Source organism: Erwinia sp., from assembly GCF_049696395.1.
Taxonomy (GTDB): domain Bacteria; phylum Pseudomonadota; class Gammaproteobacteria; order Enterobacterales; family Enterobacteriaceae; genus Erwinia.
Window position 1 is genome coordinate 1 of record NZ_JBAVTT010000008.1, and the last position, 16,106, is coordinate 16,106.

A 16,106-nucleotide genomic window follows, 5' to 3' on the forward strand; every position below is an offset into this window, starting at 1 on the left:
GGCGGCGGGAACCTCCAGCGGCGTTGCACCGATCTTTGTCGATGACCAGTCGCAAAACCGCATCCTGATCATCAAAGGAGCGAATGCGCACCTTTCTCCGGCGGATATTGATGCGGCGGCGGAAGACCTCAAACGTTGTCGTCTGATGGTGTTGCAGCTGGAGATCCCGCTGCCAACGGTCTATTACGCCATCGATTTTGCCCGAGAGCACGGCATTAAAGTGATCCTTAACCCAGCGCCTGCTGTAGCCGGTCTGGATATTGATTACGCCTGTCAGTGCGACTTCTTTATGCCCAATGAAACCGAACTGGAAATTCTGACGGGCCTGCCGGTCAGCACCGATGAAGAGGTGCTCCGCGCCGGTCAGATGCTGCTGGGACGCGGCCTGAAGAACCTGATTATTACCCTTGGCAGCCGCGGATCGGTGTGGATGCAGGGTGATGAGGTACACCGCGTTGAGCCCACGCCGGTTAAAGCGGTTGATACCAGTGGCGCAGGGGATGCCTTTATCGGCTGCTTTGCTCACTTTCTGATCCAGCACGGCGATGTCGCTCAGGCAATGCAGTCAGCCTCCGACTATGCCGCCTGCAGTGTAACCGGACGGGGAACCCAGCTTTCATACCCTGACGCCGATACCTTTCACCGTTTTCTCAACGATTAACTGAGGATTCGCTATGCACCCGACGATCGTCCAGCAGCCTGATGGCTATTTAAATAAGACGCCACTGTTCCAGTTTATCCTGCTTTCTTGTCTGTTCCCGTTGTGGGGCTGCGCCGCCAGCCTGAATGATATTTTGATCACCCAGTTCAAAAGCGTGTTCGCCCTCAGCGACTTCGCCAGCGCGCTGGTGCAAAGCGCCTTCTACGGTGGGTACTTTCTGATTGCGATCCCGGCTTCGCTGGTGATCCGCAGCAGCAGTTACAAGATTGCCATCCTGCTGGGGCTGGCGCTGTACATCGGCGGTTGCGTGCTGTTTTATCCGGCCTCGCATATGGCGACTTACACGATGTTCCTGGCGGCGATCTTCGCGATTGCAATTGGGCTGAGCTTCCTGGAAACGGCGGCTAACACCTACAGCTCGATGATTGGTCACCGCGACCACGCCACGCTGCGGTTGAACGTCAGCCAGACCTTCTACCCGATTGGCGCACTGATGGGCATTGTGCTGGGAAAATACCTGGTGTTTCAGGATGGCGACAGCCTGCACAGCCAGATGGCTGGCATGAACCCGGAACAGCTGCACCAGTTCCGTCTGACCATGCTGGAGCACACGCTGGAACCTTACAAATACCTGGTGATGGTTCTGGTGGTGGTGATGGTGCTGTTCCTGATGACACGTTACCCGCACTGTAAACCGCAAAGTGCTGAGAAAAAACTGCCAAGCCTGGGTGAAACCTTCAGCTATCTGGCGAAGAACCGCCATTTCAAACGCGGCATCATCGCTCAGTTCCTGTACGTTGGCATGCAGGTCGCCGTCTGGTCCTTCACCATTCGTCTGGCGTTGAACCTCGGGGCAGCCAACGAGCGCCACGCGTCTAACTTTATGATCTACAGCTTTATCTGCTTCTTTATCGGTAAGTTTGTCGCCAACTTCCTGATGACCCGTTTCCGGGCGGAAAAAGTGCTGATTGCTTATTCCATCGTGGGGGTGGCAACGCTGGCTTACGTGATGCTGGTGCCGAACTTTACCGCCGTGTATGCCGCCGTCTTCGTTAGCGTGCTGTTCGGGCCTTGTTGGGCAACGATTTATGCCGGAACGCTCTCTACCGTGGAGAGCAAATACAAAGAAGTGGCTGGTGCATTTATCGTGATGGCGATTGTCGGTGCCGCCTTCGTGCCTGCTTTGCAGGGGCTGGTGTCTGACCGTATTGGCTCAATGCAGATGGCGTTTGGCGTCTCTTTGCTCTGTTTTGCCTGGGTTGGCTTCTACTTCTGGGGCGAACTGCGCCACAAAAAGCAGCCTGTGGTCAGTGGCCGTCTGGTTGAGGAGGCATGATGAGAACCACACTGCCTCTGCATCCGGCGCTGTTTGGTGAAACGCCGCGCACGCTGCTGGATAACGCTAACGTTAAAGTGGAGCTGTTCCGCTATCCTTCAGGGATTGAGGCGGTACGGATGGAGAACAGCCGGGGTTATGTGATTGTGCTGCCATTTTACGGGCAGATGGTCTGGGATGCGGCTTTTGACGGCCACCGAATGACCATGGGCAGCGGTTTTAAACACCCGCTGCCGGGCAAAGACATTATCGATACTTACGGCTGTTTTGCCTTTCACTCAGGCTTGCTGGCGAACGGGTGTCCTGGCGCGGAAGATGTCCATGCTTTGCACGGCGAAATGGCCTGCGCAAAAATGGACAGTGCCTGGATTGTGCTGGAGGAAGAAAGCGTTGCAGTGCGCGGTGAGGTGGAATACATCAAAGGCTTCGGCCACCACTATCGCGCTTTGCCCGGCGTGATGCTGCTGGCAGACAGGCCGAGAATACGTATTGAAATGGAAGTCACTAACCTTTCCGGTGCGGCAATGCCTTTGCAGTACATGTGCCATATGAATTACGCCTATGTGGAAAACGGCACCTTCAGCCAGAGCATTCCGGACAGCGCCTTCAGGCTGCGTACATCGATTCCCGGCCATGTTCATCCTACGCCGGTCTGGCTGGATTACACCCGTCAGCTTGAGGTGGAACCTCAGAATTTTGGCGGGCTGACTCGCCCGGAGATGTACGATCCGGAGATCGTATTTTTTGCCGATAATCTGGCGCAGTACGGCGACAAGGCGACGTTCAGCCTGCACTCGCCGGACGGTTACGGCTTCAGTACCACTTTCCAGACTTCGCAGTTCAACTACGCGACTCGCTGGATCCTGCACAACAGCGATCAGCAGGTTGCCGCCTTTGTCCTGCCAGCGACTTGCCGCCCTGAAGGCTTTACCGCCGCTAAGCAGGCAGGCACGTTGATTATGCTGGAGCCCGGCGAGCAGCGACAGTACAGCGTTGAAACCGGTCTGACAGAAAGGTAAAAGGCCAGCCGTGAATGCACCGCCAGCCTTCTGAACCCCCGCCTTTTTCTGGCGGGGTTTTTTATTAAAAGCGAGGCTTACTTGCTGTTCTTAGTCATAAACTCGGTGTAGTTCTCAGGGGTAATTGTCTGGTAAGGGATCCAGATAGTGCTTTCCACTTTCTCACCTGCCAGCATTTTCTTCGCCGTTTGAACCGCGCCAATGCCCTGACCGGCCGCATCCTGGAATATGGTCAGCGACAGTTTGCCGGTTTTCACAAAGCGCAGCGCATCAGGCGTGCCGTCGATGCCGGCGACCAGCACCTCTTTTTTACCCGCCTGTTGCAGCGCCATGATCGCGCCAATCGCCATTTCGTCATTGTTGGCGGCGATAGCGTCAATCTTGTCGCCGTTCAGCAACCAGCTGGAGGTGACGTCCACCGCCTCGTTTCGCATCCACTGAGCAGACTGCTTTTCAACGACCTTCATGTCTTTATATTTGGCAATCACCTCTTCGGTCGCTTTGGTGCGCTGACGCGCTTCCTCAGCGGAGAGGGCGCCCATCAGGATCGCCACGTTACCTTTGTAGTTCATCTTTTTCGCCAGCGCTTCCATCTCCATTTTACCGCCCAGCTCGGAGTCCGAACCGACATAGGCCATATTCGCCCCCAGCGGAATTTCTGGTTTGCGGTTGACGAAAATCAGCGGGATTTTGGCGCGAGTGGCGGCTTCCATCATCGGTTTAACGGCCTGAGTATCCACCGGGTTAAGGATAATGGCGTCCACGCCCTGATTGATAAAGTTCTCTACCTGCTGAACCTGCACGGCAACGTCCCCTTTGGCGTCCTCGAACTGGCCAGCCATCTGCTCTTTCGCCATCTCTTTCACCATCTGGGTTCGCAGGATCGAGACGAAGTTCAGGTCGAAGTTGGCCAGCGCCACGCCAACGGTGTGCTCTTTTGCCTGGCTTAACGGGCTGAGGATCAGCGTGCAGATCAGCAGTAATGGTTTGATTTTCATAGCGGTGTTTCCTGTAGGGTATTTCCCCCTGTGGGGGTATGTAGTTATGGGTTACGACATAAACTGCTCTTTAAAACGCATCAGGGCGGTTTCGCTGTCGCCTGATGCCCAGCCTTCCATTGCCACCACGCCCCGGTACTCCATCGCTCGCAGGGCATTGGCGATGGCGCGGTAGTTGATCTCTCCCGTGCCGGGTTCCTGGCGGCCTGGCACATCGGCCACCTGAATTTCTCCGATTGCGCTGCCGGCCCTTTTCACCAGCTCAATCAGGTTTCCTTCGCCGATCTGCGCATGATAAAGGTCGAGGTTGATGCGCAGATGAGGGCTGTTGACGGCTTCAACCAGCGCCAGCACCTCACTGGCTTTCGCGAAGGGCGTGCCGGGATGGTCCACAGCGGTATTGAGGTTCTCAAGCGTGAAGACTTTGCCTGCGCGTTCCGCCATCGCCGCCAGTTTCTCCAGCGTGTTGGCGGCCTTCAACCACATTGCTCCGCTGACCACTTCCACCGGTTTGACCGGCAGACCCTGGTCATTCAACCCGGTGCCGTGCAGGTTAAGCGAAGGGCAACCGAGTTGCTCAGCCACGCCCAGCGAGACTTCCGCGCTGTCCAGCAGCCTGGCTATCTCTTCATCATCGGTAAAATTGCCGGACAGATAGCCGGTCATGGAGGTGAAGCGCGCCCCGGTTGCCACCAGTGCCGCAATGTCTTTGTTCTGCCAGTTCCAGATCTCCACGCCAAAGCCCAGCTGATGGATGCGTTTCACGCGTTCAATAAAGGGTAAATCTAAAAAAACCATTTCAGCGCACACGGAAAGAGTGAAAAGGGTCATGTCCTGCCTCCGCAGAAAGTAAATGAAAGTCGGCCAGCCGCAGGTATGCAGGCTAATAAGCACTAAGCAAATGTTATGCCAGTGGCAAAACCGCCCATTTAGCGGGCTGGCAGTCGGCGTTCGATCACAAAGTGAACACAAAATCGACATGTAAACTCAACATGTCGATAAAATGGACATTCCAGAAAGGGAGAGAACAAAATGCATATACCTGTTTTGGCTGGGGCGATAGCGGAAGAGTGTGAAGGGAAGTTAAGCCTGCCGGAAGGCGCTGAAGCCAGCCGCTGGGACGAGCAGCTTGAGCAGGCCTGGCGGGAGTTTGCTGCCGGGCAGGAACCGACTTTTCTCCGTCCGCAGATCCGGGAATCCTGGCGGGCCAGCCGTGATGCCGGGATTGATCCCGGTGCAATCAACTACGTTTTCCCAGCCGAAGCGGAGCTGAAGGCCATTCTGGAGAACCATGCTGAGCTGATCGAAGTGGCGGACAGCATTATGCAAAGCCTGCTGGCCTATAATCCGGACGGGCACATCAATTTGACCGACGCTAACGGCGTCACCTTATGTTACTGCGGGCTGGATTTGACCCCTGTCGGCAGCATTCTGCGTGAGTCGGTGATGGGCACCAACTGCACCGGTCGTTGCCTGAACGAACAACGGCTGGTCTACGTGCTGAACGGTGAAAACTGGAAGCAGGCGTTGCGACAGCGGCATCGTCAGTGTGCCGCCGCGCCGGTGCGCAATGCCGAAGGCAGGATGATTGGCGTGCTGACGCTGACCGCCAGCCAGGACAATTTTCACTATCACACCCTTGGCACGGTGCAGGCCGCCGCCGAAGCTATCAGCCGCCAGCTGGTGTTACGCAGCCTGCTGGCCGAACAGCGCTCAATTCTGGAAACCCTGAATGAAGGGGTGATCGTGACCGATGCTCGTGGCACGATCAAAACCATCAACCGCTACGCCAGGCAGATTTTCCACGGCATGATGCTGACCGGGAAATCCGTAGATAGCGCGCTGAACCCGGAAGGCGTGACCCTGACCGGGATCACTTTTTGCAATGACCGTGAAGTGGTGTTCCAGCCGCAGGATCGCCCGCGCGTTTCCTGTCTGGTTTCGGTGATGCCTGCGCCGGACGGTGGCCGGATCGTTTCGCTACGGGATAATCAGCGCATCCGGGCGATCACCCGTCAGGTGATGGGCATCGGAGCCAGTTACACCTTCGAGATGATCTGTGGACGATCGATCGCATTATCCGAAGTCCTGGAAAAGGCCCGAACCAGCAGCCGCAGTGACAGCACGGTATTGCTGACCGGGGAAAGCGGGACGGGCAAAGAGCTGTTTGCTCAGGCCATCCACAACGGCAGCGCTCGCCACGGCGGCCCGTTTATCGCGGTGAACTGCGGAGCGTTACCGCGTGACCTGGTGCAGAGCGAGCTGTTTGGCTATGTCGACGGCGCGTTTACCGGCTCCCGTAGAGGCGGTGCGGCAGGCAAGTTTGAGCTGGCCGATGGCGGCACGCTGTTCCTGGATGAGATTGGTGATATGCCGCTGGAAGCCCAGACCAGCTTGCTGCGCGTGTTGCAGGAAGCGGAGGTGATGCGTATTGGCGCACAACGTCCGGTGAAAGTGAACGTCCGGATCATCGCTGCCACTAACTGCGATCTGCAGCGGGCGATCGAAACGGGCGCGTTCAGACGGGATCTCTTCTATCGGCTGAACGTGATTTCGCTGCGCATCCCCGCGCTGCGGGAGCGAACCGGAGACGTGCCGCAGTTGGTGGAGTGGTTTAGCGAGAAAATGTGTACCCGCCTGAAGAGAGCCAGCATGCAGTTTACCCCAGCGGCGATGGCGGCGTTGGGGCAGTATCCGTGGCCTGGCAACGTACGTGAGTTAGAGAATATTGTTGAGCGGGCAATCAACCTTAGCGATAAGTTGCTGATTGATGCCGGAGATTTGCCGGAAGAAATCGCCCTGAAAGAGCAGCCTGAACGGGGTGACGCGCAGCGGCTGGACAGCAACGAGCGGGCGCACATTGTGACCATGCTGGCCTCCCTGAACGGCAATTTACGCAAAACGGCGCAGAAGATGGGAGTCTCCCGCGCCGGGTTGTATAACAAGCTGAAGAAGCACGGTATCAGTGTGGATGAGTTTCGCGGGTGACTCAACGTGCAATTCGATCGTCAGGTTTGATCCCGCAGGCCCGCAGCCAACTCGCGAGATTATTGGCTTTTGCGTTAAATAGCCACCAGACCGCGCACGCCATCGGCTTCCATACTGTCGCCCCGGCCGCGTTGGACGATTTCGCCTCTGGACATCACCAGATAGCTGTCCGCCAGCTCGGCGGCAAAGTCGTAAAACTGCTCGACCAGCAGGATCGCCATATCGCCGCGCTGCGCAAGCTGACGGATGACTGCGCCAATCTCTTTAATGACTGAGGGCTGAATACCTTCGGTGGGTTCATCCAGAATCAGCAGTTTTGGCCTGCACGCCAGCGCCCGGCCAATCGCCAGTTGCTGTTGCTGGCCGCCGGAGAGATCGCCGCCGCGACGTTGCTTCATCTCTTTCAGCACCGGAAAAAGTTGGTAGATCTCTTCCGGCACTTCTTTCGCTTCCGCGCCAGAAAAACGCGCCAGCCCCATTAACAGATTCTCTTCCACCGTCAGTCGGGGAAAGATTTCCCGGCCTTGCGGCACATAGGCAATTCCGGCCTGCACGCGCTGATGAGGCTTGCGGCTGTTGAGGGTTTTATCCTGCCAGCTGATGGTGCCGGACTTCGCCGGGATTAAGCCCATCAGGCACTTCAGCAGCGTGGTTTTGCCTACGCCGTTACGGCCAAGCAGGCAGGTAATTTCCCCGATCTTTACCTCAAAAGAGAGGCCACGCAGGATGTGGCTGCCGCCATAATATTGATTGAGTTGTGATACCTGTAACATGTCAGCGCCCCAGATAAACTTCGATAACCTGCTCGTTGGCCTGCACTTGACGCAGCGAGCCCTCGGCCAGAACCTGACCCTGATGCAGCACCGTCACGTGGTCGGCTATGGTTTCCACAAAGCCCATATCATGCTCAACCACCATCAGCGAATGTTGCCCCGCCAGGCTGCGGAACAGCTCGGCGGTGTACTCGGTTTCGGCATCGGTCATGCCCGCAGCAGGCTCATCCAGCAGCAGCAGATGCGGGTCCTGTACCAGCAGCATGCCAATCTCCAGAAACTGCTTCTGGCCGTGGGAAAGCAGGCCAGCCAGGCGATGGCGCTCGGCACCCAGCCGCAGCAGTTTCAGCACGTCATCAATGCGATCCTGCTGTTCGCCGTTCAGACGACTGCGCAGGCAGGCCCAGACGGATTTGTCTGTTTTCAGCGCTATTTCCAGATTCTCAAACACCGTCAGCGCCTCAAACACCGTGGGTTTCTGGAACTTTCGGCCGATGCCACTGCGGGCAATGTCGACCGGCGAAAGCGTGGTGAGGTCAATGCTCTGGTCGTACATGACCCGGCCATTGTCCGGCCGCGTTTTGCCAGTGATCACATCCATCAGCGTGGTTTTTCCCGCGCCGTTGGGGCCGATAATACAGCGCAATTCGCCCACGCCAATCTGCAGCGAGAGGTTGGTCAGCGCCTTGAAACCGTCAAAGGAGACGTTGATATTCTCCAGTAACAGCACCGGGTCGGTCCGATCGCGGTGTCTGTCTGCCGGATGCGGTTGGGTAAACAGGTGCTCAGTCATGCTTCCTCCGGCGAATCAGCCCAATCACGCCACGCGGCAGGAACAGGGTCACAAGGATAAACATCAGGCCAAGGAAGAACAGCCAGTACTCAGGGAAGGCCACGGTAAACCAGCTTTTCGCGCCGTTGACGATCCCGGCTCCCAGCAGCGGGCCAATCAAGGTGCCACGGCCGCCAAGCGCCACCCAGATAGCGGCCTCAATGGAGTTAGTCGGCGACATTTCGCTGGGGTTGATGATGCCAACCTGCGGCACATACAGCGCACCAGCCAGCCCGCACAACACGGCGGAAAGCGTCCAGACAAACAGTTTGAAGCCTTTTGGATCGTAGCCGCAGAACATCAGGCGGTTTTCCGCATCACGAACGGCGGTCAGCACGCGTCCGAATTTGCTGCGGGCAAGGGCAAAGCCAATGCCCAGGCTGGCAGCCAGCAGCAGCACGGTCGCGACAAACAAGCCGATTCGCGTGCTGGTGGCCGTCACCTGGAAGCCGAGCAGCGTAGTGAACCCGGTAAAGCCATTGTTGCCGCCAAAGCCGGTTTCATTGCGGAAGAACAACAGCATTCCGGCATAGGTCAGCGCCTGAGTCATGATCGAGAAGTACACGCCTTTGATCTTCGAGCGGAAGGCGAAGAAGCCGAAGATCAGCGCGAGGATCCCCGGCACCAGCACGATCAGGCACAGCGCCCAGGCAAAGTGCTGCGTTCCGGCCCAGAACCACGGCAGCTCGTTCCAGGAGAGGAACGACATAAAAGCAGGCAGCCCATCGCCGGAGGCCTGGCGCATCAGGTACATGCCCATCGCATAACCGCCGAGGGCAAAGAACAACCCGTGGCCCAGCGACAGCAGCCCGGCGTAACCCCAGACCAGATCCAGCGCCACAGCCACAATGGCGTAACAGAGGATCTTGCCGATCAGCGTCAGGGTATAGGTGGAAAGGGCCAGCGGATTATCCGCCGGCAGCAGCGCCGTAAAAGGCAGCACCAGCAGCAGCAGTAAGGCCAGCAGGCCGATACCAATAGTCAGGCGCGGCGCTTTCTGCGTCAGGGTAAGCGTCATGGGTTGCGTCATCAGTCAATCACCCTTCCTTTAAAGGCGAACAGCCCCTGCGGTCGTTTCTGAATAAACAGCACGATCAGCACCAGAATCAGAATTTTGCCGAGCACCGCGCCAATCTGCGGCTCCAGCACTTTGTTCAATATGCCCAGACCAAAAGCGGCGACTACCGTGCCAGCCAGTTGGCCGACGCCGCCGGTAACCACCACCAGGAAGGAGTCAATAATGTAGCCCTGGCCCAGTTCCGGCCCCACGTTGCCCAACTGAGACAGCGCCACGCCACCCAACCCGGCAATCCCGGAGCCAAGGCCAAAGGCCAGCATATCCACGCGGCCTGTTGGGACGCCGCAGCAGTCCGCCATCGCGCGGTTTTGCGTAACAGCTCGCACGTTCATTCCCAGACGGGTTTTGTTCAACAGCAGCCAGGTGAGGAACAGCACGCCGAAGACAAAGACGATTACCGCCAGACGGTTATACGGCAGCACCAGATTCGGCAGCACCTGCAGTCCGCCAGAGAGCCATGGCGGGTTAGCCACTTCAAGGTTCTGTGCGCCAAACAGCATCCGCACCAGCTGGATCAGCATCAGGCTGATGCCCCAGGTTGCCAGCAGGGTTTCCAGCGGTCGGCCATAAAGATGGCGAATGATGGTGCGTTCCAGTGCCATACCAATCCCGGCGGTGACAAAGAAGGCGACGGGTAACGCCAGCAGCGGATAGAACGCCAGCCAGTCGGGCGCAAAGCGCTGGAACAGCGTCTGGACCATCCAGGTGGCGTAGGCACCGAGCATCAGCATCTCACCGTGGGCCATATTGATGACTCCCAGCAGGCCGTAAGTGATCGCCAGCCCAAGCGCGGCCAGCAGCAGAACGGAACCCAGTGACAGACCGGTAAAGGCCTGGCCCAGCAGGTCACCCAGCATCAGGCGACTTTTAATCTGCTTCAGGCCATCAACGGCGGCAGCGCGAACCAGGGCATCCGGCTCATTCTGTGGCTGAGTTAAGCGCTCAAGCACGGCCTGGGTTTGCGGGTCGCTGGTTTCGCCCAACAGCTTCACCGCTTGCAGACGAACCTGCGGGTTGCTGTCGTGAATTTGTAAACTGGCGACGGCCTGCGCCAGCACGGCATGAACGCCGTCATCTTTCTCCGCCGCCAGGCGCTGAGATAACAGCGGCAGCTGATCGGCCTGGGCATCGTTTTGCAGCGCGCGCGCAGCGCTCAGGCGGGTCGCAACGTTGTCGCTGACCAGTTGATGAGCGGCCAGCGTGGTGGCAATCATTACGCGCAGGCGGTTATTCATAAACAGCTTTTTGGTGCTGCCAGCCGGTTGAGCCACGCTGTCCAGCGCGGTCAGTTTGCCGTCAACCTGAGTGAAAGGCTGCTTGTTCTCATCCAGCACCACGTTCTCTTGACGCAATGCCTGAAGAAAGGGCAGGCGGGCAGGATCGGGAGTCGCCGCCCACGCCTGCAGAAGTGTGATCTGGTCTGTGCGGCTGGCTGCAGCAAAATCCGCAGCCGGGCCGGCAAAAGCCGCCAACGGAGCCAGCAGGCACAGGGCCAGTAACAGAGTGAGTAAAGGGCGAATCGTCATCGCAATGCCCGTCCATGTCAGGGGTGCAGAAAACGGGCCGACGCATCGGCCCCTACGGAGTGACCCACATGGGCGGATGTTTTCGCCCAGGCTTGCCTGAACGGGCGGAACTGGCGTCCGCCCGCTGGGGGTTACTGGGTGGTTTTTACCGGGTAGTCAGGCTTTTTGTCGTTACCGGCGATGTACGGGCTCCATGGCTGAGCGCGCACCGGTTTGTCGGTCTGCCAGACCACGTTGAACTGACCGTTATCTTCGATTTCGCCAATCATCACCGGTTTGTGCAGGTGGTGGTTGGTGTTATCCATGGTCAGCGTGAAGCCGTCTGGCGCTTTGTAGGTCTGTCCGGCCATGGCGGCACGCACTTTATCTACATCGGTCGTCCCGGCTTTCTCAACGGCTTGTGCCCACATATGGATGCCGACATAGGTCGCTTCCATTGGGTCGTTGGTGACCGCTGTGGCTGAGTTCGGCAGGTTATGCGCTTTGGCATAAGCCCGGTAATCGGCGACAAACTTCTTGTTCACCGGGTTATCAACCGATTCGAAGTAGTTCCACGCCGCTAAGTTACCGACCAGAGGTTTGGTATCAATGCCGCGCAGTTCTTCTTCACCGACTGAGAAGGCTACGACCGGAACGTCAGTGGCTTTGATGCCCTGGTTAGCCAGCTCTTTGTAGAACGGCACGTTAGAGTCACCGTTGATGGTGGAGATCACCGCGGTTTTACCGCCCGCGGAGAATTTCTTAATGTTCGACACGATGGTCTGGTAATCGCTGTACCCAAACGGCGTGTAAACCTCTTCAATGTCGCTGTCCTTCACGCCTTTAGTGTGCAGGAAGGCACGCAGGATTTTGTTGGTGGTGCGCGGGTAAACGTAGTCGGTGCCCAACAGGAAGAAGCGTTTGGCGCTGCCGCCGTCTTCGCTCATCAGATACTCCACCGCCGGGATTGCCTGCTGGTTAGGCGCTGCGCCGGTGTAGAACACGTTTGGCGACATTTCTTCGCCTTCATACTGCACCGGATAGAACAGCAGGCCGTTCAGCTCTTCAAACACCGGCAGGACAGACTTACGGGAAACGGAGGTCCAGCAGCCAAACACCACGGCAGCTTTATCCTGAGTCAGCAACTGACGGGCTTTCTCGGCAAACAGCGGCCAGTTTGAGGCCGGGTCAACCACCACCGGTTCAAGCTTTTTGCCCAGCACGCCACCTTTGGCGTTGATCTCATCAATGGTCATCAGCGCCACATCCTTCAACGGCGTCTCAGAGATCGCCATGGTGCCGGAGAGTGACGAGAGGATCCCTACTTTAATGGTGTCCGCCGCTTGCGCACCCCATGACAACCCCATACTGACAACCGTGGCGGATAGTGCAAAAGCCTTGAGCAGTGAACGTCTTTTCATCTGGCGAACCCTCAAAAGTAGTAGTGGTTATGGGTGTGAATCCGGTTGTAGCCTTGCCTGCTGCAGCATATGCAGGGTGATCTTTCTGACCTCGGCCTTACTCACAGAGATATGGTCGGTCAGAATGCGTTGGGCCTCCTCAGTGTGTTGGTGTAATACCGCCAGCAAAATCCGGGCGTGCTCGTTATAGGTCGCGTCAATCCGGTCTTCCCGGGTAAAGTCGAGACGGCGAATGATGCGAATTTTTTCGGTCAGTTCGGCATGAATGCGCGCCATTTCGCTGTTGCCTGCAGCGGCAACCATCGTCATATGGAACGCTTCGTCATGCAGCGAAACGGCTTTCCCCTCTGCAAGACGAGGGGAGTCAATCCAGAACAGGCTCAGCTCGCTCAGCAGTTCGCTGGCGCGGGCTTGCGGCATGCTGCACAGGCGGCGCACCGCCTCGCACTCCAGTACAATTCTCAGGTCGTAAAGCTCTTCGAAGTATTCGAAGTCGAACTGGCGAACCTGCCAGCCGCTGCGAAAATAGACCTCGACGTAGCCTTCACGCTCCAGCCAGAACAACGCCTGCCGCACCGGGGTACGGCTGACTTCCATCCGCTCCGCCATTTCGCTTTCGCTGAAGCGGTCACCCGGCATCAGGCGGAAATCGAAAATGTCGTTCTTGATGGTCTGGTAGACCTTTTCTGCCAGCGCTTCCGGTCTGGCTTTGCCGCGTTTGGACTGAAGTTCCTGCATCCTGCCTCCTTTATTCCAGCCACAGCAGGGCGTCACCTGGGCTGACAGCACGGCCTGGCTGGCAGGCAATGCGTTTAACCATGCCAGCCTGCGGCGCGTTGATCGCCAGCTCCATCTTCATCGCTTCCACGATGATCACCGGCTGACCCGCGACCACTTCATCGCCCGGTTTCACCAGCACTTTCCAGATGTTGCCGTTCAGATCCGCGCTGACCTGCACGCCGCCTTCCTCTTCTTCCTCTGGCAGCAGATTTTCATCGCTGGTCAGCGGAGCGCCTTCCTCTTCCTGCGCCCAAAGCGCGACTTCGGCTTCGAACGAACTGGCCTGATTGGCGCGGAATTCGGCGATAGAGTCCGCGTTTTCGCTGAGGAATTGCGTGTGTTCGGCGAAATCAAACACCGTTTCTTCAATGGTGACGGTGGCGCGGCCTTCACGGAAATTTTCCCGCAATACGTCGAGCTCTGCTTCGGTGACCGGGTAGAAACGAACCTGATCGAAGAAGTGCAGCAGCCACGGCTCATTGGCCGCAAACTGGTCGTTTTTCAGGAATTTGTTCCAGATTGGCAGCGTGCGGCCAACAAGCTGATAGCCGCCAGGCGAGTCCATGCCGTAGATGCACATGTACATGCCGCCAATGCCCACGGTGCCTTCGGCGGTGTGAGTTCGGGCCGGGTTATATTTCGAACTTAACAGGCGATGACGCGGATCGATTGGCACCGCGCAAGGCGCGCCCAGATAGACATCGCCCAGCCCCAGAATCAGGTAGCTGGCATCAAAAATCGTGTCACGCACTTCTTCGCGTGTGTTCAGGCCGTTGATACGTTGAATAAAGTCGACGTTATTTGGTAACCAGGGGGCAGTGGACCGCACGGTTTCTTTGTAGCGCTCAACGGCACCCAGAGTGGCGCTGTCTTCGAAGGCCATCGGCATATGCACAATGCGCGAAGGCACTTTCATCTTGCTGACGTCGCCGAGGTTTTTCTCCAGCTGAAGCAGCAGAGTCAGCAGCTGTTTCTGGCTGAGGATGCGGCTGTCGTAGCGGATTTGCAGCGAACGAACGCCTGGCGACAGCTCTTCAACGCCTGGCTGGCCCGTCTCACGCAGCGCGGTCATCAGCAGATGCACACGCAGGCGCAGCGCCAGATCCAGCACGTTGTCGCCGTATTCCATCAGGATGTAGTTGTCGCCAGCCTGACGGTAAACGGCGGTTGGGGTGAACGCGGTCGCTTTGATTGAGGCCAGCACCGTTGCTGAGCCATGGGCGGTTTCAGCCAGAGAAGGCACTTCATAAGCTGGCAGCGAAGAGGCATGCAGTCTTTCAACGCCTTTCGCCTGCGCCTGCTCAAGCGCGTGGGCTTCCTCAAAGCTGATGGGATGGAAGCGGATGCGGTCGCCAGGCTTCACCTGACCGACTTTCCACAGCTCGGCTTTAGCGATGGTGACCGGGCAAACGAAGCCGCCCAGGCTGGGTCCGTCACGGGTCAGGATCACCGGGAAGTCGCCGGTGAAGTTCACCGCGCCAATAGCATATTCGCAGTCGTGAACGTTGGAAGGGTGCAGACCCGCTTCGCCGCCATTAGCGCGCGTCCAGCTTGGTTTGGGCCCAACCAGGCGCACGCCAAGACGGTTAGAGTTGTAATGAACCTGCCAAACGCTGGCAAAGAATTCGTCGATGGATTCCTGGGTGAAGAAGTCCGGCGCACCGTGCGGGCCGTACAGCACGCCAATGCGCCATTCGTCGCCGTAAACTGGCACCAGGGAAGCATCGACTGCCTGGGGTTCGCTGACTGGCGCCGGTGTGGTGCAGGCGGCCAGTTCTGGCTGAGAGATTGCCAGCATATCGGCTACACGTAATGTGCGTCCTGCATGTCCGCCAAACTGGCCTAACGCGAAGGTGGAACGGCTGCCCAGATATTCCGGGACATCGAAACCGTTACGCACGGCCAGGTAAGTGCGGCAACCCATCTGCGCACGACCAAGCGTCAGCGTTTGTCCGGCTTTTACTTCAACGGGCTGCCAGTAAGTTACCGTTTCGCCATCCAGCGTGGCCGGGCATTCGGCACCGGTCAGGGAAATCAAGGTATCGCTGTGGAAGCGCAACGTTGGGCCTTGCAGCGTGAACTCCAGGCCTGCGGCTTCTTCGGCGTTACCGACAATGCGGTTCGCCAGGCGGAAAGCAAAATCATCCATCGGGCCAGACGGCGGCACGCCGATGTCCCAGTACCCCAGGCGGCCAGGGTAATCCTGAATACTGCTCCAGGTGCCAGGCTGGATCACTTCTATCACCGGGGAAAGTGGGGAGAAACTGTCCAGCATACGCGTCCAGACTTTGCCGGTGCGGAAGGCTTCGGTGGCGACGATCTGGCGCAGATAATCCAGGTTAGTGGCAATGCCATGCAGACGGGTTTCGCTCAGCGCCTGCTGCATTTTGGCCAGCGCCGCTTCACGGTTTTCGGCATGGACAATCAGTTTGGCGATCATCGGGTCGTAAAACGCCGAGACTTCGGTGCCGGTGTTGATCCAGCCGTCCACACGCACGTCATCCGGGAAGCAGACTTCCGTCAGGACGCCAGGGCTTGGCTGGAAGTTTTTCAGCGGGTCTTCAGCGTAAATACGCACTTCGATAGAAGCACCCTGGGGCGCTTGCGTCAGGCGTGCCCAGTCAATCTCTTCTTCAGCCGCCACGCGCAGCATGCATTCGACCAGATCCAGCCCGGTCACGCTTTCCGTCACCGGGTGCTCAACCTGCAGGCGGG

General features: G+C 57.9%; 13 protein-coding genes. 4 read left to right on the top strand and 9 right to left on the bottom strand.

The annotated features are described in order from the left end of the window. From WCC56_RS00935 to WCC56_RS00945, 3 genes are all read left to right on the top strand, one after another. Nucleotides 1-661 (top strand): PfkB family carbohydrate kinase (locus tag WCC56_RS00935; RefSeq protein ID WP_424690564.1); only part of this gene is annotated, 661 nt, incomplete at its 5' end. A gap of 13 nt (nt 662-674) precedes the next feature. Further along, nucleotides 675-1,997 carry an L-fucose:H+ symporter permease gene (fucP, locus tag WCC56_RS00940; protein ID WP_424690565.1) on the top strand — a complete coding sequence of 441 codons (1,323 nt, stop codon included), beginning with the start codon at nt 675-677 and terminating at the stop codon, nt 1,995-1,997. Then, nucleotides 1,997-3,016 (top strand): aldose 1-epimerase family protein, encoded by a 1,020-nt coding sequence (locus tag WCC56_RS00945; protein ID WP_424690576.1) that lies wholly within the window; start codon nt 1,997-1,999, stop codon nt 3,014-3,016. The genes fucP and WCC56_RS00945 overlap by 1 nt, the downstream gene beginning before the upstream one ends. 77 nt (nt 3,017-3,093) lie before the next feature. On the opposite strand, the gene WCC56_RS00950 is transcribed toward WCC56_RS00945, so the two are convergent. Next, the gene (locus WCC56_RS00950; protein ID WP_424690566.1) at nt 3,094-4,014 is read right to left on the bottom strand and encodes a sugar ABC transporter substrate-binding protein; all 921 of its coding nucleotides are present in this window, start codon (nt 4,012-4,014) and stop codon (nt 3,094-3,096) included. A 51-nt stretch (nt 4,015-4,065) separates the two neighbouring features. Then, on the bottom strand, nt 4,066-4,845 hold the full coding sequence (locus WCC56_RS00955) for a TIM barrel protein (RefSeq protein WP_424690567.1): 780 nt from the start codon (nt 4,843-4,845) through the stop codon (nt 4,066-4,068). A gap of 201 nt (nt 4,846-5,046) precedes the next feature. On the opposite strand from WCC56_RS00955, the gene WCC56_RS00960 reads away from it, so the two are divergent. Beyond that, nucleotides 5,047-7,002: a sigma-54-dependent Fis family transcriptional regulator gene (locus WCC56_RS00960; RefSeq protein WP_424690568.1), complete on the top strand. Its 1,956-nt coding sequence runs from the start codon at nt 5,047-5,049 to the stop codon at nt 7,000-7,002. Between the two features lie 74 nt (nt 7,003-7,076). Here WCC56_RS00960 and urtE read toward each other — a convergent pair whose 3' ends face one another. From urtE to uca, 7 genes are all read right to left on the bottom strand, one after another. Continuing rightward, nucleotides 7,077-7,775 (bottom strand): urea ABC transporter ATP-binding subunit UrtE, encoded by a 699-nt coding sequence (urtE, locus tag WCC56_RS00965; RefSeq protein ID WP_424690569.1) that lies wholly within the window; start codon nt 7,773-7,775, stop codon nt 7,077-7,079. 1 nt (nt 7,776) lies between these two features. Further along, nucleotides 7,777-8,568, bottom strand: a complete 792-nt coding sequence (gene urtD, locus WCC56_RS00970; RefSeq protein ID WP_424690570.1) for an urea ABC transporter ATP-binding protein UrtD — start codon at nt 8,566-8,568, stop codon at nt 7,777-7,779. After that, nucleotides 8,561-9,637, bottom strand: a complete 1,077-nt coding sequence (urtC, locus tag WCC56_RS00975) for an urea ABC transporter permease subunit UrtC (protein WP_424690571.1) — start codon at nt 9,635-9,637, stop codon at nt 8,561-8,563. The genes urtD and urtC overlap by 8 nt, the downstream gene beginning before the upstream one ends. Then, on the bottom strand, nt 9,637-11,211 hold the full coding sequence (gene urtB, locus WCC56_RS00980) for an urea ABC transporter permease subunit UrtB (RefSeq protein ID WP_424690572.1): 1,575 nt from the start codon (nt 11,209-11,211) through the stop codon (nt 9,637-9,639). The genes urtC and urtB overlap by 1 nt, the downstream gene beginning before the upstream one ends. A 131-nt stretch (nt 11,212-11,342) precedes the next feature. Beyond that, a complete protein-coding gene (urtA, locus tag WCC56_RS00985; RefSeq protein ID WP_424690573.1) occupies nt 11,343-12,611 on the bottom strand; it encodes an urea ABC transporter substrate-binding protein in 1,269 nt (422 codons plus the stop codon). Nucleotides 12,612-12,638: 27 nt separating this feature from the next. After that, the gene (locus tag WCC56_RS00990; protein ID WP_424690574.1) at nt 12,639-13,349 is read right to left on the bottom strand and encodes a GntR family transcriptional regulator; all 711 of its coding nucleotides are present in this window, start codon (nt 13,347-13,349) and stop codon (nt 12,639-12,641) included. 10 nt (nt 13,350-13,359) lie between these two features. After that, the coding region (gene uca, locus WCC56_RS00995) for an urea carboxylase (protein ID WP_424690575.1) at nt 13,360-16,106 on the bottom strand (2,747 nt) is incomplete at its 5' end.